Annotated in this window: 18 protein-coding genes and 1 pseudogene; 6 read left to right on the top strand and 13 right to left on the bottom strand. The window is 63.1% G+C overall.

Features of this window, described 5'->3' with window-relative positions:
- Window positions 1–41 precede the first annotated feature (41 nt).
- Entirely contained in the window at window positions 42–1,688 is a 1,647-nt protein-coding gene (locus tag BKP54_RS06725) for an FAD-binding dehydrogenase (protein WP_084814320.1), read from the top strand.
- Between the two features lie 218 nt (window positions 1,689–1,906).
- On the opposite strand, the gene BKP54_RS06720 is transcribed toward BKP54_RS06725, so the two are convergent.
- Window positions 1,907–2,899: a tripartite tricarboxylate transporter substrate binding protein gene (locus BKP54_RS06720; RefSeq protein WP_025424775.1), complete on the bottom strand. Its 993-nt coding sequence runs from the start codon at window positions 2,897–2,899 to the stop codon at window positions 1,907–1,909.
- A gap of 131 nt (window positions 2,900–3,030) precedes the next feature.
- Window positions 3,031–4,832, bottom strand: a pseudogene (locus BKP54_RS06715) (ABC transporter transmembrane domain-containing protein).
- 209 nt (window positions 4,833–5,041) lie between these two features.
- Between BKP54_RS06715 and rpmE the strand changes: the two are divergent.
- Window positions 5,042–5,263: a 50S ribosomal protein L31 gene (gene rpmE / locus BKP54_RS06710; RefSeq protein ID WP_025424773.1), complete on the top strand. Its 222-nt coding sequence runs from the start codon at window positions 5,042–5,044 to the stop codon at window positions 5,261–5,263.
- A 188-nt stretch (window positions 5,264–5,451) separates the two neighbouring features.
- Here rpmE and BKP54_RS06705 read toward each other — a convergent pair whose 3' ends face one another.
- The 3 genes from BKP54_RS06705 to BKP54_RS06695 all read right to left on the bottom strand — a co-directional run bounded on the left by BKP54_RS06705 (window position 5,452) and on the right by BKP54_RS06695 (window position 7,803).
- Window positions 5,452–5,970 (bottom strand): DUF1465 family protein, encoded by a 519-nt coding sequence (locus BKP54_RS06705; protein ID WP_025424772.1) that lies wholly within the window; start codon window positions 5,968–5,970, stop codon window positions 5,452–5,454.
- 350 nt (window positions 5,971–6,320) lie between these two features.
- A complete protein-coding gene (locus tag BKP54_RS06700; protein WP_057205668.1) occupies window positions 6,321–6,509 on the bottom strand; it encodes a DUF1192 domain-containing protein in 189 nt (62 codons plus the stop codon).
- On the bottom strand, window positions 6,496–7,803 hold the full coding sequence (locus BKP54_RS06695; RefSeq protein WP_025424770.1) for an MFS transporter: 1,308 nt from the start codon (window positions 7,801–7,803) through the stop codon (window positions 6,496–6,498). Before BKP54_RS06695 ends, BKP54_RS06700 begins: the two co-directional genes overlap by 14 nt.
- 258 nt (window positions 7,804–8,061) lie before the next feature.
- Between BKP54_RS06695 and BKP54_RS34920 the strand changes: the two genes are divergently transcribed.
- Both BKP54_RS34920 and BKP54_RS06690 read left to right on the top strand, forming a co-directional pair.
- On the top strand, window positions 8,062–8,217 hold the full coding sequence (locus BKP54_RS34920) for a hypothetical protein (RefSeq protein WP_107027707.1): 156 nt from the start codon (window positions 8,062–8,064) through the stop codon (window positions 8,215–8,217).
- 126 nt (window positions 8,218–8,343) lie between these two features.
- Window positions 8,344–10,278 (top strand): tetratricopeptide repeat protein, encoded by a 1,935-nt coding sequence (locus BKP54_RS06690; RefSeq protein ID WP_128090377.1) that lies wholly within the window; start codon window positions 8,344–8,346, stop codon window positions 10,276–10,278.
- Window positions 10,279–10,400: 122 nt separating this feature from the next.
- On the opposite strand, the gene BKP54_RS06685 is transcribed toward BKP54_RS06690, so the two are convergent.
- Window positions 10,401–11,900 (bottom strand): MFS transporter, encoded by a 1,500-nt coding sequence (locus BKP54_RS06685; protein ID WP_025424768.1) that lies wholly within the window; start codon window positions 11,898–11,900, stop codon window positions 10,401–10,403.
- A gap of 105 nt (window positions 11,901–12,005) precedes the next feature.
- Between BKP54_RS06685 and BKP54_RS06680 the strand changes: the two genes are divergently transcribed.
- Window positions 12,006–12,554, top strand: a complete 549-nt coding sequence (locus tag BKP54_RS06680; RefSeq protein WP_025424767.1) for a TetR/AcrR family transcriptional regulator — start codon at window positions 12,006–12,008, stop codon at window positions 12,552–12,554.
- 64 nt (window positions 12,555–12,618) lie between these two features.
- Window positions 12,619–13,122, top strand: a complete 504-nt coding sequence (locus tag BKP54_RS06675; RefSeq protein WP_057221572.1) for a GrpB family protein — start codon at window positions 12,619–12,621, stop codon at window positions 13,120–13,122.
- A 24-nt stretch (window positions 13,123–13,146) separates the two neighbouring features.
- On the opposite strand, the gene BKP54_RS06670 is transcribed toward BKP54_RS06675, so the two are convergent.
- The 7 genes from BKP54_RS06670 to BKP54_RS06640 all read right to left on the bottom strand — a co-directional run bounded on the left by BKP54_RS06670 (window position 13,147) and on the right by BKP54_RS06640 (window position 19,214).
- The gene (locus BKP54_RS06670; RefSeq protein ID WP_025424765.1) at window positions 13,147–13,491 is read right to left on the bottom strand and encodes a DUF6616 family protein; all 345 of its coding nucleotides are present in this window, start codon (window positions 13,489–13,491) and stop codon (window positions 13,147–13,149) included.
- Between the two features lie 17 nt (window positions 13,492–13,508).
- The gene (locus tag BKP54_RS06665) at window positions 13,509–14,270 is read right to left on the bottom strand and encodes a DNA alkylation repair protein (protein ID WP_025424764.1); all 762 of its coding nucleotides are present in this window, start codon (window positions 14,268–14,270) and stop codon (window positions 13,509–13,511) included.
- Window positions 14,267–14,800: a MarR family transcriptional regulator gene (locus BKP54_RS06660; RefSeq protein WP_084814319.1), complete on the bottom strand. Its 534-nt coding sequence runs from the start codon at window positions 14,798–14,800 to the stop codon at window positions 14,267–14,269. The genes BKP54_RS06665 and BKP54_RS06660 overlap by 4 nt, the downstream gene beginning before the upstream one ends.
- A gap of 99 nt (window positions 14,801–14,899) precedes the next feature.
- Complete coding sequence (locus tag BKP54_RS06655; protein ID WP_025424762.1) at window positions 14,900–15,817, bottom strand: PhzF family phenazine biosynthesis protein; 918 nt, start codon at window positions 15,815–15,817, stop codon at window positions 14,900–14,902.
- A gap of 238 nt (window positions 15,818–16,055) precedes the next feature.
- Complete coding sequence (locus tag BKP54_RS06650; protein ID WP_084814318.1) at window positions 16,056–17,081, bottom strand: class I fructose-bisphosphate aldolase; 1,026 nt, start codon at window positions 17,079–17,081, stop codon at window positions 16,056–16,058.
- A 343-nt stretch (window positions 17,082–17,424) separates the two neighbouring features.
- Window positions 17,425–18,624 (bottom strand): phosphoglycerate kinase, encoded by a 1,200-nt coding sequence (locus BKP54_RS06645; protein ID WP_057226567.1) that lies wholly within the window; start codon window positions 18,622–18,624, stop codon window positions 17,425–17,427.
- Window positions 18,624–19,214, bottom strand: coding sequence for a putative glycolipid-binding domain-containing protein (locus tag BKP54_RS06640; protein ID WP_025424759.1), 591 nt, complete (start codon window positions 19,212–19,214; stop codon window positions 18,624–18,626). The genes BKP54_RS06645 and BKP54_RS06640 overlap by 1 nt, the downstream gene beginning before the upstream one ends.

Genomic DNA, 19,214 nt, shown 5'->3' with positions numbered 1-19,214 from the left:
GGAAGCTTGCATCTTGGCGGATGCAGGGGAGGGCGCCGTTAATGGATTGCGATGTACTGGTCGTCGGTGCTGGGCTTGCCGGTCTTGTGGCCGCGTCTGAGGCAGCAGCGCTTGGCCGCAAGGTGATCGTTCTCGATCAGGAGGGGGAGCAGAACCTCGGCGGTCAGGCCTTCTGGTCGCTAGGCGGTCTCTTTTTCGTCGAGAGTCCCGAGCAGCGGCGCATGGGTATCAAGGACAGTCGCCAGCTCGCCCGCCAGGACTGGATGGGCTCGTCGCAATTCGATCGTCCCGAGGACCACTGGCCGCGATTGTGGGCCGATGCCTATCTCGATTTCGCTGCCGGCGAGAAGCGCAGCTGGCTGCATTCGCTCGGCATGCGCTGGTTCCCCGTCGTCGGCTGGGCCGAGCGCGGTGGCGGCCTTGCGCATGGGCATGGCAATTCTGTTCCGCGCTTCCACGTCACCTGGGGCACCGGCCCGGCTGTTATCGAGCCGTTCGTGCGGCTGACGCGCGAGGCGGAAAGCCGCGGCCTCGTGCGTTTTCGCTTCCGCCACCGCGTCGACGAACTGGTGACGACGGATGGGGCGGTCACCGGCGCGCGCGGTTCGGTGCTCAAGGCCGATCCGGTCGGCCGCGGCCAGCGCAGCTCGCGTGATGTCGCCGGTGATTTCGAGATTTCGGCGGGCGCGGTGATCGTGACATCGGGCGGCATCGGCGGCAACCATGAGCTGGTACGGCGCAACTGGCCACGCAAGCGGCTGGGCCAGCCGCCGGCGACGATGGTCTGCGGCGTGCCGCATCATGTCGATGGCCGCATGCTGGAGATTGTCGGCCGCGCCCGCGGCTCGGTCATCAATTCCGATCGCATGTGGCATTACACCGAAGGCCTGAAGAATTTCGATCCGATCTGGCCGGATCACGGCATCCGCATCCTGCCCGGTCCGTCGTCCTTCTGGTGCGATGCTGACGGCAATCGCTTTTCAGCACCCGCCATGCCCGGCTTCGATACGCTCGGCACCTTGCAGGCCATCCGCCACAGCGGCCACGACTACAGCTGGTTCATCCTGACGCGGGCGATTATCAAGAAGGAATTTGCCCTTTCCGGTTCCGAACAGAACCCTGATCTGACCGGCAAGAGCATCTCGCTCCTGCTCAAGCGGCTGGGCAAGAACCCGCCCGGACCGGTGCAGGCCTTCATGGATAGGGGAGAAGATTTCATCGTTCGCGACCGGCTCGACGATCTCGTGCCGGCGATGAATGCGCTGACGGCTGAGAACCGCCTGTCGGTCGATCACCTGCTCGAGCAGATCGAGGCGCGTGACCGCGAGATCACCAATCCCTTCTCGAAGGATGCGCAGGTGACGGCGATCCGCGGGGCACGGTCCTACCGCGGTGACCGGCTGCTGCGTACCGCCAAACCGCACCGCCTGCTCGACCCCAAGGCCGGGCCGCTGATTGCCGTCAGGCTGCATATCCTGACGCGCAAGACGCTCGGCGGCCTGCAGACCAACCTGGCCGGCCAGGTGCTGGAGCAGTCGGGCGAACCGGTGCCGGGCCTTTACGCTGCAGGTGAAGTCGCAGGCTTCGGCGGCGGCGGCATGCATGGCTACAACGCGCTGGAAGGCACGTTTCTCGGCGGCTGCATCTATTCCGGCCGTGTCGCCGGGAGGCATGCGGGTGCGGTCTAAGCGGGCTGAATCGGCTATCGTTGTCCGCGTGTCGGGCCCCTCACCCTAGCCCTCTCCCCGCAAGCGGGGAGAGGGGACGCATAGCGTTTCCGGTCCGGTGCTTGTTGAGGTCAAGTCCTGCGCCAGCGTGCCACATATCCCTTCTCCCCGCAGGCGGGGAGAAGGTGGCGGCAGCCGGATGAGGGGCCGATCCGGCAGATGGGGTCAAGTAACTCCGATCAATCCATCTGGATGTTGGCGTCGCGAACGACAGGGGTCCATTTTGCGAGCTCGGCCTTCACATGCGCGGCAAGCTCCTGCGGCGTCGAGCCGACGATGGTTGCGCTGAATTCCTTCATCCGCTCGACCACGGCCGGATCCGCAAGCGCTTTGTTGGCGGCTTCGTTCAGGCGGGCGACAACTGGCTCGGGCGTGTTGGCCGGTGCAAACAGCGCGTTCCAGGTATAGGTTTCGTAGCCCGGAATGCCTGCCTCCGCGACCGTCGGAACGTCGGGGAAGGATGGCGCGCGTTCGGCGGTCGTTACCGCAAGCGCCCGCAAGGTGCCGGCCTTGATGTGGCTGGAGGAGGACGGCAGGTTGTCGAACATGATCGGCACCTGGTTGCCGATGACGTCGTTGAGCGCCGGTCCGGCGCCCTTGTAGGGGATATGCTGCATGTTGACGCCGGCCATCTTCTTGAAGAGCTCGCCGGAGAGGTGCAGCGGCGTGCCATTGCCGGAAGAAGCGTAGGCATATTCATCGGGCTTGGCCTTGAGCAGTGCCAGAAGCTCCTCGACGGTCTTGGCCGGCAGCTCCGGATTGACCACCAGCACGTTCGGAACGACGACCAGAAGCGAGATCGGAGCGAAGTCCTTTTCCGGGTCATAGGGCTTGGTCTTGAGGATCAGCGGGTTGAGGGCGTGCGTCGCCACCGTGCCCATGAGGATCGTATAGCCGTCCGGGTCGGCGCGCGCGACATTGTCGGCACCGAGGTTGCCACCGGCGCCGGCGACATTCTGGACGATGACCTGCTGGCCGAGATCCTCCGACATCTTCTGCGCCACGATCCGCGCGACCACGTCGGTCGAGCCGCCGGCGGCAAAGGGAACGACAAGGGTGATTGCGCGATCCGGAAAGTCCTGGGCATTCGCCTGGATGCCGGAGCCGAGAACGGTGAGTGCGGTGAAGCCGAGGGCAAGCGCCGCCCGGCGGGTCAACTTCGAAAATGTCATTAGGTTCCTCCCTGAACAATCCACATCGGTCGTGGCGGCCGAAAAAAGCCGGCACCTATAGAATAGGGTCCGGCTTTCCAGCTGCAATGGCATGCCGGACATGCCGGCATGCGACTATGGTAGTGGTCGTCTTACTTCCCAGCGTTCAGGAACAGCTCCTGGGCTCCGTGGTTGAACTGCAAACGGGCCAGCTTGGCATAGAGCCCGTCCTGCCGGATCAGCGAGGCATGGGTTCCCTCTTCGACGATCCGGCCGTGTTCCATCACGAGGATGCGGTCGGCCTTCAAGACGGTTGCGAGCCGGTGGGCGATGACAACAGTCGTGCGTTCATGCAGCAAGCCCTCGAGCGCCTTCTGCACCAGTGTCTCGCTTTCGGCGTCGAGCGCCGAGGTCGCCTCGTCGAGCAAAAGGATCGGCGCGTTGCGCAGGATGGCGCGGGCAATGGCGATGCGCTGGCGCTGGCCGCCCGAGAGCGTGATGCCACGCTCGCCGACAAGCGTGTCGTAGCCCTTCTCCATCCGGCCGATGAATTCGTCGGCCTGAGCGGCGACGGCAGCGGCGCGCACGGCTTCACGGCTTGCACCCGGCAGGCCGAAGGCAATGTTGTCGTGGACGGAGGAGGCGAAGATGGTGACGTCCTGCGGCACGATCGCCAGGCGGTCGCGCAGATCCTTCGGGTCCACGGTGCGGATATCGACGCCATCGACCGTGATGGCACCCTTTGCCGGATCGTAGAACCGCAGCAGCATCGAAAAGACGGTGCTCTTGCCCGCGCCGGATGGGCCGACAATGGCGACGGTTTCACCCGGTTTGATCGCAAAGCTCAGGCCGTTCAGGCTCTTGTAATCAGGGCGCGCGGGGTAGGCGAAATAGACTTCGTCGAAGCTGATGGCGCCGAGCGCGGCGCCGGCATGGCGACGGGGTTTGCGGGCGCCTCGATTTCCGGGACTTCGGTCAAGAGCTCGTTCAACCGCTCCGCGGCACCGGCTGCCTGCGAGAGCTCGCCCCAGACCTCCGATAGCGAGCCGAGGCTGCCGGCGGCGAAGACCGAATAAAGCAGGAACTGGCTGAGGGTTCCGGCCGAGAGATTGCCCGCCAGCACGTCGCGCGCGCCGAACCACAGGACGGCGACAACGCTACCGAACACCATGGTGATGGCGAAGGCCGTCAGCACCGAGCGGGCCTTGATGGCCGCGCGTGCCGCGCCGAAGGCATCCTCGACGGCGTTGCCGAAGCGGTTGTTGGCGATGTCCTCGCTGTTGAAGGCCTGAACGGTGCGGGAGGCGGCGATCGCCTCGCCGGCATAGGCCGATGCCATCGCCAGGGTGTCCTGTGCCTCGCGCGAGCGGCGGCGGACGGAGCGGCCGAAGCCGACCAGCGGGAAGACGATCACCGGGATTGCCGCCAGCACCAGGCTCGACAGCTTCGGGCTGGTATAAACCATCATGCCGATGGCGCCGAGACACAGGATCAGGTTGCGAAGTGCTACCGATGCCGTCGCGCCGACGGCGGACTTCAGCTGCGTGGTATCGGCGGTCAGCCGCGAGACGATCTCGCCCGACTGGTTCACGTCGAAGAACGACGCGGAAAGGCGGGTGACGTGCTGGAAGACGTTGCGCCGGAGATCGGCGACAATGCGCTCGCCAAGGGTGATGACGAAATAGTAGCGGGCCGCACTGGCCAAAGCCAGGATGATGGCGAGCATCATCAGCATCGAGAAATAGGTATTGATGAAGCCGCTGTCGGAATTGGAGAAGCCGTTGTCGACCATGCGCCTGACGGCGAGCGGCAGCGTCAGCGTCGTCACCGCAGCGATAACGAGCGAAATCCCGGCGCCGATGACCAGATGGCGGTAGCGCTTGAGGTAGGGCAGCAGCGTGGCGAGAGGGCGAATGGATTTACGCGCTGGTGACTGGTTTGCTCGTTCGGACACATGACCCCCGTTCGCCAATCACGGAGGGGGCGGGTTTGCCCATGAGTCTTCCGCGCGGCACTTGTTATCCCGCGGACCTTGATGTATAGGCACGGCATCGAATTGGGAAGCCGTGGCCCATCAGCCGGTCCGCGGCTTCATTTACGTGTTCGGTCTCGAAGTCGCAATGCCTTGCGACAATTGGACCCTGGAACTCTAGGAAGATCGTTATGAAGGCAGACATCCATCCCGACTATCACCTGATCAAGGTGGTCATGACTGACGGCACCGAATACGAAACCCGCTCGACCTGGGGTTCGGCAGGCGCCACCATGAACCTGGAAATCGACCCGAAGTCGCACCCGGCTTGGACGGGCGGCAACCAGCAGCTCATGGACCGCGGCGGCCGCGTCTCCAAGTTCAAGAAGCGTTTCGAAGGCCTCGGCCTCTAATCGCACGCTCTCTTGGCGCGTTTTCGAAGCCCGGCTCTGCCGGGCTTTTTGTTGTGCGGATTTCCGTCCCGACTTAAGGCCGATCTTTGATGATTGAGATCGTGCGAGCCGGCTCAAGCCGCGCATGAAAAAACCCGGCTCAAGGCCGGGTTCGTTTCGTTGGCAGCGAACTGCCGAATATTTTGAAATCAGTTGGTGCCGAAGGCCGTCTGCAAGAGCTTGATCTGCGCCTTGACGCCGTTCTGGTTATCAGGAACGAAGGTCGAGGCTTCCTGCGGACGGTAGATCTCGCGATCGAGCAAGGCGACGCGGTTCTGCAGGCGCAGCGAGCGCTCGATGAGGTCGCGGAATGCTTCCGGCAGCTCACTCCAGCCGGGCGCGCTGCGGTCGACGTTGAAGCTGTCGAGGCGAACCTTGCTCTTTTCCGACAGCACCTGGTCGCGGCTCATCTCACCGTTGTTGACAGCGCGTTGAAGCAGGAGCCAGGATGCCATCTGCATGAGACGCGTGGTCAGACGCATGGATTCTGCTGCATAGAGGACCGATGCCATGCGCGGGAGGACCTTGGAGGCAAGGCGACCGGGGCCGTCGAGATAGCTCGCGGTTTCTTCGACCAGACCCATGCCTTCCGAATAGAGCGCCTTGAACTGCGCCGACGCCGCCGCGTGTCCCGCGAAACTGACGGTATTCAATCCTCTTTCGGACATGACCTGTTTTCCCTGGTTCAAACGCATCACGACAGTCGGGTAACGGGCGGTTTTGGGAAAAGTTTCCTTGCCGCCTCTATGCCTGAAGAATGATGCCATAGCGCATTTCGCGCAAGAGCATTCTTAAGAAAGGGTTAATCTCCACAATTCTTTGCAGCGACATATATCAAAACAAAAAAAGAGCCGCGGAAAGCGGCTCTCAAGGTAAAACAGGGAGAAAAATCAGACCCATTCGCCAGTCGGAGAAATTGTCTGAGTCCGGAAAGCTCCGGATAAACAGACAATCGCAGAGAATGCTTAATATACCGTTAAGAAAGCGCCGTTTCGGGCCGTTTGTCCTTGTGCGATCGTCAGCGGAACAGGCCCTCGGCCGCAGATCGGCTTGCGGATTTGCGCTCGCGCTCCGCCTCGAGCCGGGCGATTTCCTCCTTCAGCAGCGCGATGCGCTGTGTGAGCTCGTCGACGGACAGCAGCGACAGGTCGCTGCCGATCTCATGCGCCAGCTTCTTCTTGGGTTGGTCTTCGTCAAACAGGCCCATTCGACTTCTCCTCCTGTTCGGGGTCGATATCGCCGTCGTCGTCATCATGTGTTTCATCGAACGGTGCTGCGCGCGGCGAGAGCTGCAGGCTCTCGGGCGTCATTGCCGTTCCGGCATTGATCGGCGAGAAGGCATCGCGCTCGGCGACGGGAACCGGCGCGCGCATGCGGCTGCGGATGATGGCGTAGGCGGTGATGAGGATGTGGGCGCAGGCGGTGATCATGAACAGCCCGTAGGGGCCGGTCGCAGTCATCACCGGGCCGCCGATGGTCGGGCCGATAATGGTGCCGATGCCGTAGAGCAGCAGCAATCCGCCGGAAACCTTAACGAAATCCTCGGCTGTCGCAAAGTCGTTGGCATGCGAAACGGCGATCGGGTAGAGCGCGTTGGCGGCTGCGCCATAGATCGCAATCAGGGTGAGCACGATCCAGACCTGGCTTGGTTCGACTAGGAAGATCAGGAGCCCCGCCAGCGCACCGACACCGGCAAGGGCGGCAAGCACGTAGCGTCGATCGATGCGATCGGACAGGCGCCCGGCCGGCAGCTGCATCACCGCGCCGGCAAAGATCGCCACGCTCATCATCGCCGCGACAGTGCTGTCGGAGAGGCCCGCCTGGCGGCCGAAGACGGCGCCGAGCGTGCCGAAAGCGCCGTTGGCGATGCCGACGAGCAGGATGCCGAGGAACGAGACCGGGGAATTGCGATAGAGCCCGCGCAGGTCGAGCTGGACCTGCTTCAGCGGCTGCGGCGAGGCGGCCTTCGAGAGCAGGGTCGGCAGCATAGCGACGCAATAGAGAATACCGCAGATCATGAAGAGGGTGCTGGTGGAGGTATCGCCGAACGGGATCATCATCTGGCCGCCGACGACGCCGAAGAGCGTGATGGCGATATAGAGGGAAAAGATGACGCCGCGGCTCTCATTGGTGGCGCGCTCGTTGAGCCAGCTTTCGATGATCATCGAGGTGCCGGCAGTGGAAAAACCGGTCAGCGCACGCAGGATCAGCCACCAGGTCGGGTCGATCAGGATGCCGGTCATCAACGCGACGATGGCAATCATCGAGGTAAAGACGCTGAAGGCGCGCACATGGCCGATGCGCTTGACGACATTAGGTGCAAAGAAGCAGCCAAGCACGAAGCCGGCCGCCCAGGACGTGCCGATCAGGCCAAGGATGGTGGTGGGATAGCCCTCGGCCGTGCCTCTGACCGGCAAAAGCAGGCCCTGCAGGCCGTTGCCCAGGAAGAGAAACAGCGTGCCCAGCAGGAGCGAGGCGACGGGGAGCAGGTTTTTTCTCATCATCCATCCGAAAATCGTTCTGCCGTCAGCAAGTTAGGGCGGTGTGCCCGGAATTGCCAGCCGGATTCTGTCCGGCCGGTCATTGCAAATCGGCGGCGGAAACAATAGCCCTCTAATGCATCATCCCAAGAATCGATATCGAATTTCGGGATCATAAGCAGTTGCGCGTGCTGACGGCCTGCGCTGCTACGACGACAAGGTGACGGCGGCGTGACAGTTCCGCCGAGTTGCGGGAATTTACCCGGGGATAGGCTGGATATGTCGAAGGCGCTGGCGCTCATTCTGCTTCTGGCGATGGCCATCCAGCTGATCTGGCCGATCGGCCTGCCCGGTCTGAGGCAGCGTCGCGATTTCTGGAAGATCGCAGTGTTTGCGATCGTCATGATGATGATCACGGTTCTCATTCGACCGTGATACGGCGAACGAAGTAATCCCATAGTGTTAGGATGGTGGTTTCCTTGGAAACTTCGCCATCTGGCCTAGTGTGTTATCCGGTTCTTCGGTCATTCGTCGTACCCAGAAAAGTGCGCAGGACAGATGATGAAGAACGCGCTAGATTGTATACTTCACCCAGGAGATGAAATCGGGGGTTACTTGGAACGCCGCCTTGCTGCCATCCTTGCTGCCGATGTCGTGGGCTACAGCCGCCTCATAGGCGCTGATGAGACCGGCACGCTGGCCGCCATGAAGCGGCACAAGAACGAGCTGGTCGATCCCAAGGTCAGCCGACACAAGGGTCGGATTGTCAAACTGACCGGCGACGGCATTCTGGTCGAGTTCGCGAGTGTCGTGAACGCGGTTGCTTGTGCCGTCGACATTCAGCGCGGCATGCTTATCCGCAACGAAGACGTGCCGCAGTTGAAGCGTATCGAACTGCGCATCGGCGTGCATCTGGGCGACGTGATCGTCGAGGACGGCGATATCTTCGGCGACGGCGTCAATGTCGCAGCCCGGCTCGAAGGCCTGGCCGAGCCCTCCGGCATTGCCGTCTCCGCCTCCGTTCGCGACCATGTCGGCTCGAGGCTGGATGTCGGCTTCGTCGACAAGGGACAGCACGCGCTGAAGAACATCGCAGCGGGTGTGCATGTCTATTCGGTGGCGCTGGGGGCGCCGACCAAGATCGCCAAGGTGTTGAATGGGTCCCATACGGTAACGGTGGACGATGGTTACGGGCTTTCCGTCGCCGTGCTGCCCTTCACCAATATGAGCCATGACCCGGAGCAGGAATATTTCTCCGACGGCATCACCGAAGACATCATCACCGACCTGTCGAAGATCTCGCAGTTGCACGTGGTCGCCCGCAACACGGTCTTTACCTACAAGGGACGGTCTGTCCGGGTCAAAACCGTGGCGCAGGAACTGGGCGTTCGGTTCATCCTCGAAGGCAGTGTGCGCAAGGCCGGCGCGCGGGTGCGCATCACCGGGCAGCTGATCGATGCGCTGACAGGCACGCATCTTTGGGCCGACCGCTACGACCGCGATCTCACCGATATCTTCGCCATCCAGGACGAGATCACTCACGCCATCGTCGACCAATTGCGCATCAAGCTGTTGCCTGAGGAGAAGAAGGCGATCGAGAGCGATCCGACGACGAGCGTCGAGGCCTACACTTACTATCTACGCGGGCGGCGATTCTCGCACGCCTGGACCCGTTACTATCTGCTGCTCGCCCGGCGGATGTTCCTGAAGGCCGTCGAGCTCGACCCGAATTTTGCCCGCGCCTATGCCGGCATCGCCGATTGCGAATCCGCTCTTCGCGACTGGCACGAGCACGAATTCCCGCTCGAGAGCATTCTGAGCACGAGCGAGCGGGCGCTGGCGCTCGATCCGAACCTGGCGGAAGCGCACGCTTCCCGGGGATTGGTCCTGCACCAGGACGGGCAAAGCGAAGAGGCCGTTGCCGAGTTTGAGCGCGCCTTGACGCTTGATCCGCAGCTCTACGAGGCAAACTTTCACTATGGCCGCTTTCTCTTCATGCGCGGCGAGTTCGAGACGGCGATCCAGTTCTTCAAGCGGGCCGCGGAAATCAGCCCGGATGACTATCTCTCGCCGATCCACCTGATGAGCGCCTACAAGTCGCTGGGCCAGGAAACCGAGCGGGGACACTGGGCGAAGATTGGTATTTCCCGGGCCGAGCGGGCGCTGGAGCTGCATCCGGAGAATTCCGGTCCGGCCCATCGCGGCGCCCTGGCGCTGGCCCATATGGGCGAAGCAGAGCGCGCGCGTGAATGGGCGGCGTGCGCGATCGCCATCGATCCGGATGATGTTGTTGCACGCTACAACACGGCCTGCGTCCATTCGATCCTCGGCGATGTCGACACGGCGCTCGACATGCTCGAGAGCCTGTTGCCGCAAAGTTCCTGTTACCAGCTGCTTTGGTTCAAGCAGGACTCCGACCTGGACGCCGTTCGCCACCATGTGCGTTTCGAGGCGTTGGTGGCAGCGATCGCCCAGTGCGAGGCAGCAAAGCACTGACCACCTGAAATCAGTGCGCCCGGTAGGACCCGACCGGCGCGACTGCACGTTTCCTGAAATCGCATTCGATTTAAGGATAAAGACATGCAGCAATTCAAAGTGCTACGGCGACTTTTGCGCGTCTAATAAGACGCGCGGCGTTGTAGGCGATTGCCGCGCGTAAACCACCAGATGCCGGCGCCGGTGGCAAACAGGAGGCCTGTTGCCAAAAGGACGACGGCGACGAACGCCTTCTCGAAGGCCGCTTTGGCGAGTGCCACTAGATTTTCGGCATCATTCGACGACAGTTTTTCCGCCAATATCAACGCCTCGTCCAGGCTGTCGCGTGCGATCGCCGATATGCCCGCCCCTTCCGGCAGCATGACGAAGGCGGTGTAGACAGCCGACATCACGCTGCCGAGCACGGCGATGCCGATGGCGCCGCCAAGTTCGAAGGAAACCTCCTCGATGGAGGCGGCCATGCCGGCGCGTTCCGGCGCGGCGTTGGACATGATGGCGCTGGAGGCTGCCGTCATCGAAGCGCCAATGCCAAGGCCGAGCACGACCAGGCTGACGATCTGAGCGAGCACGCCGGCTTCGTGCACGGCAAGAAACGCACCGAGGCCGGCAGCTGCGGTGATAAGGCCGGTGCGCAGCACCATCTCGGCGCCGAGGCGCGGCAGCATCATGCCGGTAAGCGGACCGGCGACGAAGGCCGCAAGCGGGATCGGCAGGATGAAAATGCCGGCCTCAAGCGGCGAATACCCGGCGACAAGCTGCAGCCGCTGGCTGAGCACGAGCTCGACGCCGACGATGGCCGCGGATGCGACAAGGGCTGCGGCGACGCCCGAGGAGAAGGCGGCGTTGCGGAACAGGCCGAAGTCGATCATCGGGTGCGGGCTGCGCCTCTGCCTGCGCACGAAGAGGAGAAGCGCTACGACGCCGATGGCGGCGGCGATGAGCCCGGCTTCAGCCGAGGGTTCGCGCTTGCTCATCTCCTTGATGGCATAGGCAAGCCCGACCAGGCCGACCATGATCTGGACGGAGCCGAGCGGATCCCACGGGTGATCCTTGTTGCCCTTGCTGTCGGGAAGCACGACAACGCCGAGCAGCAAGGCCACGGCGACGATCGGCACATTGATGAGGAAGACCGAGCCCCACCAGAAGTATTCGAGCAGGAACCCGCCGAGCACCGGGCCGATCGCCGCGCCACCCGAGGCGATGGCAGCCCAGACGCCGATCGCCAGCGCCCGCTCACGCTCGTCGGTGAAGGTCAGCCGGATGATCGAAAGCGTTGCCGGCATCATCAGCGCGGCGCCGACGGCAAGAAGCACGCGGCCGGTAATCAGGATCGACGGGTTCGAGGCATAGGCCGCCAGCAGCGAAGCGAGGCCGAAGACGGCAAGACCGGCAATGAACGGCCGCTTGTGGCCGAGCCGGTCGCCGAGCGTGCCGAGCCCCGGCAGTAGGCCGGCAACGACCAGCGCATAGGCATTGACGATCCAGAGCTTTTCCGACGCGGACGCGCCAAGATCGTGGGTCAGCCGGGGCAGCGCCGTGTAAAGCACGGTCATATCGACAACGATCAGCAGCAGCGCGCTCGACACGATGGCAAGAATGAGCCAGCGATTATGCGGGGACATGGTACACCTCTGTGGCCGACCCGCTGCCTGCGGGACCTATGGCCTTGTTGACTTCAGAGCGATTATATAAATACATACGTATGGAATTGAAAGAGGGAATCTGAAATGGGACGACGCCGGACGATCGATCGCGACAAGGTGCTGGATGCGGCGGAGGCGACCGTCAGCGCCGTCGGTGCTGCCGGCCTGACGATCGACGCGGTGGCCAAGGCGGCGGGCATCACCAAGGGCGGGGTTCAATATTGCTTCGGTAACAAGGACGGCCTGATCGACGCGATGATGGAACGCTGGTTCAACGAGTTCGACAGCGCGGTCGCCGCCGAAGTCGGAGACGAGACGGATCCGGTAACGGCGATGCGCGCGCACGCGGAGGTGACGGCGCGCATGAACACGGCGGAGAATGCCCGCACGTCCGGGATGATGGCAGCGCTCCTGCAGCGCGAAGACCATATGGAAAAGAACCGGGCCTGGTATCGCGGGCGCCTCGACAGCCTCGATCTGTCGACCGAGGAGGGGCGCCGGGCGCGTCTTGCCTTTCTCGCAACGGAAGGCGCCTTCCTACTGCGCAGTTTCGGTTTTGCCGAAATGGACGATACCGAATGGCAGGATATTTTTGCCGATATCGTTGCCCTGGTGCCCAAAGAAAACGCCTGACTGCGACCCCTCGACCGCCGGGCACGATCCGGCAAGCGACAGGGCTTCGAGCAAAGGGAAGAGCATGCCGACGCTGGTCGAAGTCATCGCCTACGACGATGCGTGGCCGCAAGCATTTGCGGAGATGTCGAAGCATCTGGCGAGCCTGCTTGGCTCCGCCACGGTCGCAATCGACCATATCGGCAGCACTGCAGTTCCCGGGCTCATCGCCAAGCCGATCATCGATATCGATGTGACGCTGTGCAGACCGGAAGCAATTGCCGCCGGCGGCGCGGCGCTCGTCGCCGACGGCTTTATGTCACGGGGGAACAGATATGACGATGGCGTCTGGGCATTCGCCAAGCAGGGATCGCCGGGGCGGCGCGTCTATCTCTGTTCGCCACACAACGACACCCATCGCCGTCGCCTGATCTTTCGTGATCAGCTTCGTCAAAGCCGCGAGACGGTCGACGCCTACGCAGCGCTGAAGCGAAGCCTTGCCGCGACATTTGCCTTCGATGGCGACGGCTATACCGCGGCCAAGACGCAGTTTATCGAGCAGGTGGTCGAGCGCGCCGGCCGGAGTTGAACGGCCCTCTCCCCCTCGCGTGCGTCAGCTACGGGCTGCCGCCAGTTGGGCAAGGTGGCCGGGCAGGTCGGTCCCGCGACCGGCGGCGTTGATCGTTTCGAAATAGTCGTGCCAGCCGGCCGCCGCGATGCCCGAGACCAGGGCATCAAGCGCTGCTTCATCGGGGACGCGCCAGATGGCGAAATAGGACTGCGATGCGGCATGAAGCTTGCCGGCATCCACCTCGCCAAAGGCGATAGGCTCGACCCCGAGATCCGATAACTTGGCCATGCCATGGCCGACGGTCTCGAAAAACTGCTGCCGCGCGACGGCGTCAAGCGACAGCCATGTTCGCTTCGAGGTATAGAGTTCGCTCAGATAGTGGGGCATGCATTCTCTTTTCAGGATCAATCGATGGATCGAAGTGCGCGCTTGCAGATCCGGGCGGTGGCGGCGCTGTCTTGCTTGCGTTGCCAGGAGGCGCAGAGATCGCGAACCCAGTCGGGCCGGTCCTTGGCCGCGTCGTTCAGCCAGTTGCCGACGGAGTCCTGAACGTAGCGCGAGGGGTCGGCGTTCAACGGTTCGAGGATGATTAGTGCCATTTCCGGATTGTCTTTGAGCGTCGGGATATGGCTGCACCAGACCCCACGGGGGCGCGTCGCTTCGCTTGCAAACCGGCGCAGACGGTCGGAGGGGGAGGCGGTCCAGCGGCCAAGAAGCGTTATCGCCGCTTTGAGATCGGCGGCGAGATGCGGCCGCACGGCCATCCAGGCCCATTCACGCACGCCGAAGTGCGGGTCGTCGGCAAGCGGCCGGATCGCTTCGAGGCGTTGTTCAAGCGTGAGCGCTGGATTTGCGCCGATCACGAAGCACGCCCAGCCCCTGACCGTGTCGGACTGGTGTTGCTGCAGCCTTGTCACTGCGCCATCGCCAAGCCGGCCGCGGATCAATCCTGCTGCGAGCGCCATGCGTTTGGAAATGCCGGTGCCGGCTATGGCGCCGATGCTGGCGAGTGCATCGTCGCCGACTTCCGGTACGGCCGACCGCATCAGCGCCGCGAAATCGACCGCGAGGCATTCGGTCAGCGTCGAGGTTTGCGCCGCTCCCGCATTCAACAGCGCGAGCCGTTGCGGGTCGATATCCTGCACGCGTCGTGGGGCAGGGCTCATGGCTCGATCTCGTTTCCAGCCGTCGTCAATACGGCCTTTCGGCCGGCGTCGGTGTTGCGCCACGCGCGCTGGATGAGCGTACTTAGCGTCTGTCGGTCGCGCTCGTCGAAACCGGCAACCAGCGATGCAATCCAGCGCGTGTGCGTGTCGAACAGCTCGCGCGCTGCATTCTCGCCCTTCGGCGACAACTGCACCAGCACCTTTCGGCGATCGTCCTTGCTCTGCTGCCTCGCGAGAAAGCCGTCCCGCTCCAGCCCGTCCAGAAGTCCGGTAACGGTTGCGCGTGTGACGCCGGCCCGATCGGCAAGCTCATATGGCGACAATCCCTGCGGCAGCTGGTGCAGCAGGAAAAGCAGAACGAACTTTCCCTCTGAGAGATTGTGTGGCGCGAGCCGCGTAGCGCAGTCGCGATCGATGGCGGCGGCAAGTGCCATGACTTCGAAGCACAGACGCAGGTTGGCGGTTGGTAAGTGTCCGCGCTGTTCGGCTTCGGTGATCAGGGCGAGGTGCTTTTGCTCAAGCATATCCATCAGGCGCCATATAGTATGGCGCCTAATTAAGAGTCAATGGGTTCGCCGAAGGCACGCATGCGGGTTCGCTCGCGCCGCCGGTCAGCGTCTTGCGGGTGTTTAGAGCGCGATGGAACCGCGCATCGCAGTCACGCAGGCGCCGGCAATGCTGGTTTTGCCTACGGTGCCGCCTTGCTTGCTGACGCTGACCTCGATGATGCTTCGGCGCCCCATCTCGACGCCTTGCTCGATCGTCAGATCGACGTCGATGGTCTCTTCAGGCAGAAGCGAAACGAGATAGGCGCCAAGCGCAGCCGAGGCGCTGCCGGTCGCCGGGTCCTCAATGACGTTGTCGAGCGGTGCAAACATGCGGGCGCGCAGCTGCCATGGCTTTTCGGCCGAGCGGGCATAGAGGAACAGGCTGAAGCTGTCCTCATCCGGCTTGTAGCGCCGATTGGCGGCCTCGAAGGCGGTGACGTTGGGACGCGCCGCCGACAGCGCGGCTACGTCTTTCAGTTCCGCGACCGCGAAGGGCAGGCCGACGGAAACGCGCACCGGCGCATGGTTGGCGGTGCTGACGGCATCGGGTGCGACCATGGCGCAGGCGGCGATCGTCTCGACATCGATGCTGGGTCCAATGCTCAAGGCGCGCGGCACGACGATACGCGCTTCCTTCACCGCGCCATCGGCGCGCGACAGGGCGACCTCGACCAGCCCGGCGAGCTCTTCAAACCGCAGGTGATCGCCGGGCGCCCGGCCGAAAATCTCCGCCTGCTGGCCAAGCACGAAGGCGGTGCCGACATTCGGATGTCCGGCGAAGGGGATCTCCATCGTCGGCGTGAAAATGCGCACCCGCGCGCTGTTGGCAGGATCCTCCGGCGGCAGCACGAAGGTGACTTCGGAATAGCCGAACTCGGTTGCGATCGCCTGCATCTGCGCATCGCTTAAACCCCGTGCGTCCGGGATGACGGCAAGCTGGTTACCGGCGAAACGATCTTCAGTGAAGACGTCGACGGTGATGTAATCGACGGAGTGCACGGGGGCAAAAGAAGTCATGAACGCTCGCTTCCGCTGGATGCGGCGGCGATCAGCGCCGCCTGGTGGCCTGGATTGAAAGGCCTAAGGCAGGCGGCGAAACCGGCAAAGACACCAACTTGTCTTGGTGACAAGATCGGCATTTACGCTCTACGGCGAGCGGCAAACCATACGGGCGCCGCACGAAAAGGTGCCAATAAATGGCCCCTTGCGTTGTCTTCGACTTGGCTGACAGCGCCGCTCAGGCGGCCTTCTCCAGGTCCTTCTTCCAGCTGCCTTTGGCGGCCAGGCTGCACATTTCGGCGCGGTGCGAGAAGGCCCGCTGGCCGGCGGCGACATTCTCCGCCTTGCCGTTCCAGGCGGACAGCGCTTCCTGCTGCAGGGCGCGGCCGTAGGAGAAGGTGAGCTTCCAGGGCAGATTGTGGGTCGCATTCATGGCCGAGAGATGGGCCGTCGCCTCCTCGGTCGTCTGGCCACCGGAAAGGAAGGCGATGCCGGGAACGGCTGATGGCACCGTGCGTCGCAGCACCTTGATCGTGCGTTCGGCGACTTCGGCGACGGACGCCTTGCGCGCCTTCTTGCCATCGATGACCATGCTCGGCTTCAGGATCATGCTTTCGAGCTTTACACGCATCTCGGCGAGCGCCTCGAAAGTGACGCGCAGCGTCCATTCGGTGACCTCCTGCGACCGGTCGATCGAGTGATCGCCCGGCGCGCCATCCATCAGCACCTCCGGCTCGACGATCGGAACGATGCCGGCTTCCTGGCAAAGGGCGGCGTAGCGCGCGAGCGCATGTGCGTTCGCCCTGACGGCACCTGGGCTCGGCAGGTTGTCCGAAATGGCAATCACGCCACGCCATTTGGCAAAGCGGGCACCGGCCTCGTAATATTTCGTCAGGCGTTGTGCGAGCCCGTCGAGACCTTCGGTGATGGTCTCCGCCGGAAAATTGGTCATCGGTTTGGCCCCGGCATCGACCTTGATGCCCGGGATCGAGCCGGCGGCGCGGATGACGTCCACCAGCGGCGTGCCGTCGGCCGCCTCCTGGAACAGGGTCTCTTCGTAGAGAATGACGCCGGAAATGTACTTGCGCATCGCCTCGTCGGCGCGAACGAGCATTTCGCGATAGTCGCGCCGCGATGTCTCGGTCGATTCCAGACCGATGCCGTCGAAGCGCTTCTTGATCGTCGCCGTGGACTCGTCGGCGGCAAGCAGACCCCGGCCGTTTGCGACCATGGCAACTGCGATGTCTTCCAGTCTTTCGCTCATGTTTTTCTCCCTAGGTCACGATGATTTGGGCCGGGCCGGGCCAAATCATAACCGTGATCGTTCCCAATAAGTAGAGCGGGATACGGACGGAAAAAGCAGGCGTTTTCCTCATCCCGCTCAGCGCCGATCAGCAAGGATCAGGCAACCACTGAAACCGTTTCGGGGCCGTCGGTGCGCACGTGACCGCCACGCCCCCAAACAGGGCGTGAGTAACAGGGGAAATTGTCCGGGAAAAAGGCAGGAAAAGCGACTGAAACGATTTAAATAATTTTAATCGTTTGAATTATCTTGGTTTTTTCTGCGTCTCAGGCGCGCGGGTAAGCCGCGCGCCTGAGCGCCTGACTTATTTCTGCTGCTTGAGGATGTCGACGCCCGGCAGCGGCTTGCCTTCCATCCACTCGAGGAAGGCGCCGCCGGCGGTCGAGACATAGCTGAAATCGTCCGTGACTTCGGCGTGGTTGAGGGCTGCAACCGTATCGCCGCCGCCGGCGACCGACACGAGCGATCCCTGGCGGGTGCGGGCAGCCGCATGCTTGGCAACGGCGACCGTCGCCTTGTCGAAGGGGGCGATTTCGAAGGCGCCGAGCGGACCGTTCCAGACCAGCGTCTCGGCCTTGGAGATCCAGTCGTTGACCGCAGCGATCGACTTCGGACCGACGTCCAGCATCATCGCATCCGCCGGAATGGCGTTGATCTCCACCACTTCATTGTCGGCGCCGGCCTTGAATTCGCGGGCGACGACGCCGTCTTCCGGCAGGACGATGGCGCAACCGGCTTCAGCCGCTGCAGTGATGATCGCCTTGGCGGTATCGGCGAGATCGTGCTCGCAGAGCGACTTGCCGACATTGGCGCCCTTTGCGGCGATGAAGGTATTGGCCATGCCGCCACCGATGACGAGGGCGTCGACCTTCTTCACGAGGTTCTGCAGCAGATCGATCTTGGTCGAGACCTTGGCGCCGCCGACGATGGCAACGACCGGGCGCTTCGGCTGGCCGAGACCCTTTTCAAGTGCCTCGAGCTCGGCCTGCATGGTGCGGCCGGCATAGGCCGGCAGGTGGTGGGCAAGGCCCTCGGTCGAGGCGTGGGCGCGGTGCGCGGCCGAAAAGGCATCGTTGACATAGATGTCGCCGTTGGCGGCAAGTGCCTTGACGAAGTCCGGCTCGTTCTTCTCTTCACCCTTGTGGAAGCGGGTGTTTTCGACCAGCAGCACGTCGCCGTCATTCATCTCGGCGATGGCATTTGCAGCCTTGTCGCCGATGCAGTCGGCGGCAAAGTGAACGCGCTGGTCGAGGATGTCTTCCACTGCCGGCGCAATGGTCTTCAGCGACATTTCGGCGACCGGCTCACCCTTCGGGCGGCCGAAATGCGCCAGCAGAATGACCTTGGCGCCCTTTTCCGACAGTTCGCGGATAGTCGGCGCGACGCGTTCGATGCGGGTTGCGTCGGTGACCACGCCGTCCTTGACCGGCACGTTGAGGTCGACACGCACAAGCACGCGCTTGCCGGCAATGTCGGTCAGGTCGTCGAGGGTCTTGAAAGTCATCAGATCGTCTCCGGTGATAGTCTCTGGAAAAGGGTGGGGTAGTCGATGACGAGGCCGTCCTCGTCCACGGGCAGGTCTGCGGCAAAGCTGCGGTCCTCGGCCTCGTAGCGATAGAGCCTGCCATCATCGAGGCAGGTATAGTGCTGGCGGTCGACCACCGGTTCAAAGGTGTCGAACGGCACGTACAGCATTTTCAGCCGCGCCTTGCCGGCCTTGCAATCAAGGCCGAGGCGGCGGATCGGCAGCGTGTTGGTAAAGGGCGTTCCGGCGAGGTCGATGTCGACGCAGCCGTCGAATTCGGGCAGCGCCGTGCCTCCCGACGTCGCCCATTGGCCCGGAGCATCCGAGCGCGGATGAAGGCTCCGGCCATCGGTCGTATCGACCATGAGCTTTCGAACCAGCCATCCGGCATCGCAATCGATCCCGTAGCGCACACCGTAGGGCGTGCCGCCGCGGTTGCCGATCAGAACGCCAACGGCGCGGATGACCGCGCCGTTGGTTGTGTCGGTTTGCGTCAGCGTCAGATGTTCGAGCCCTTCCCCCTCCAGCGGACGCCAGCGGACCGTCGTTTGGGAAAGGGCGCGAAACAT

It is taken from the genome of Ensifer sp. 1H6, assembly GCF_001976035.1.
Classification (GTDB): domain Bacteria; phylum Pseudomonadota; class Alphaproteobacteria; order Rhizobiales; family Rhizobiaceae; genus Ensifer; species Ensifer canadensis.
The sequence above is the reverse complement of the archived record's forward strand: the minus strand, read 5'-3'. Positions and strand labels throughout refer to the sequence as shown.

What these genes read in the sequence shown, in the direction of transcription:
- BKP54_RS06725 (WP_084814320.1), top strand. Translation starts at nt 42, where the DNA reads ATGGATTGCGATGTACTGGTCGTCGGTGCTGGGCTTGCCGGTCTTGTG.
- BKP54_RS06720 (WP_025424775.1), bottom strand. Translation starts at nt 2,899, where the DNA reads ATGACATTTTCGAAGTTGACCCGCCGGGCGGCGCTTGCCCTCGGCTTC.
- rpmE (WP_025424773.1), top strand. Translation starts at nt 5,042, where the DNA reads ATGAAGGCAGACATCCATCCCGACTATCACCTGATCAAGGTGGTCATG.
- BKP54_RS06705 (WP_025424772.1), bottom strand. Translation starts at nt 5,970, where the DNA reads ATGTCCGAAAGAGGATTGAATACCGTCAGTTTCGCGGGACACGCGGCG.
- BKP54_RS06700 (WP_057205668.1), bottom strand. Translation starts at nt 6,509, where the DNA reads ATGGGCCTGTTTGACGAAGACCAACCCAAGAAGAAGCTGGCGCATGAG.
- BKP54_RS06695 (WP_025424770.1), bottom strand. Translation starts at nt 7,803, where the DNA reads ATGAGAAAAAACCTGCTCCCCGTCGCCTCGCTCCTGCTGGGCACGCTG.
- BKP54_RS34920 (WP_107027707.1), top strand. Translation starts at nt 8,062, where the DNA reads ATGTCGAAGGCGCTGGCGCTCATTCTGCTTCTGGCGATGGCCATCCAG.
- BKP54_RS06690 (WP_128090377.1), top strand. Translation starts at nt 8,344, where the DNA reads ATGAAGAACGCGCTAGATTGTATACTTCACCCAGGAGATGAAATCGGG.
- BKP54_RS06685 (WP_025424768.1), bottom strand. Translation starts at nt 11,900, where the DNA reads ATGTCCCCGCATAATCGCTGGCTCATTCTTGCCATCGTGTCGAGCGCG.
- BKP54_RS06680 (WP_025424767.1), top strand. Translation starts at nt 12,006, where the DNA reads ATGGGACGACGCCGGACGATCGATCGCGACAAGGTGCTGGATGCGGCG.
- BKP54_RS06675 (WP_057221572.1), top strand. Translation starts at nt 12,619, where the DNA reads ATGCCGACGCTGGTCGAAGTCATCGCCTACGACGATGCGTGGCCGCAA.
- BKP54_RS06670 (WP_025424765.1), bottom strand. Translation starts at nt 13,491, where the DNA reads ATGCCCCACTATCTGAGCGAACTCTATACCTCGAAGCGAACATGGCTG.
- BKP54_RS06665 (WP_025424764.1), bottom strand. Translation starts at nt 14,270, where the DNA reads ATGAGCCCTGCCCCACGACGCGTGCAGGATATCGACCCGCAACGGCTC.
- BKP54_RS06660 (WP_084814319.1), bottom strand. Translation starts at nt 14,800, where the DNA reads ATGGATATGCTTGAGCAAAAGCACCTCGCCCTGATCACCGAAGCCGAA.
- BKP54_RS06650 (WP_084814318.1), bottom strand. Translation starts at nt 17,081, where the DNA reads ATGAGCGAAAGACTGGAAGACATCGCAGTTGCCATGGTCGCAAACGGC.
- BKP54_RS06645 (WP_057226567.1), bottom strand. Translation starts at nt 18,624, where the DNA reads ATGACTTTCAAGACCCTCGACGACCTGACCGACATTGCCGGCAAGCGC.
- BKP54_RS06640 (WP_025424759.1), bottom strand. Translation starts at nt 19,214, where the DNA reads ATGTTTCGCGCCCTTTCCCAAACGACGGTCCGCTGGCGTCCGCTGGAG.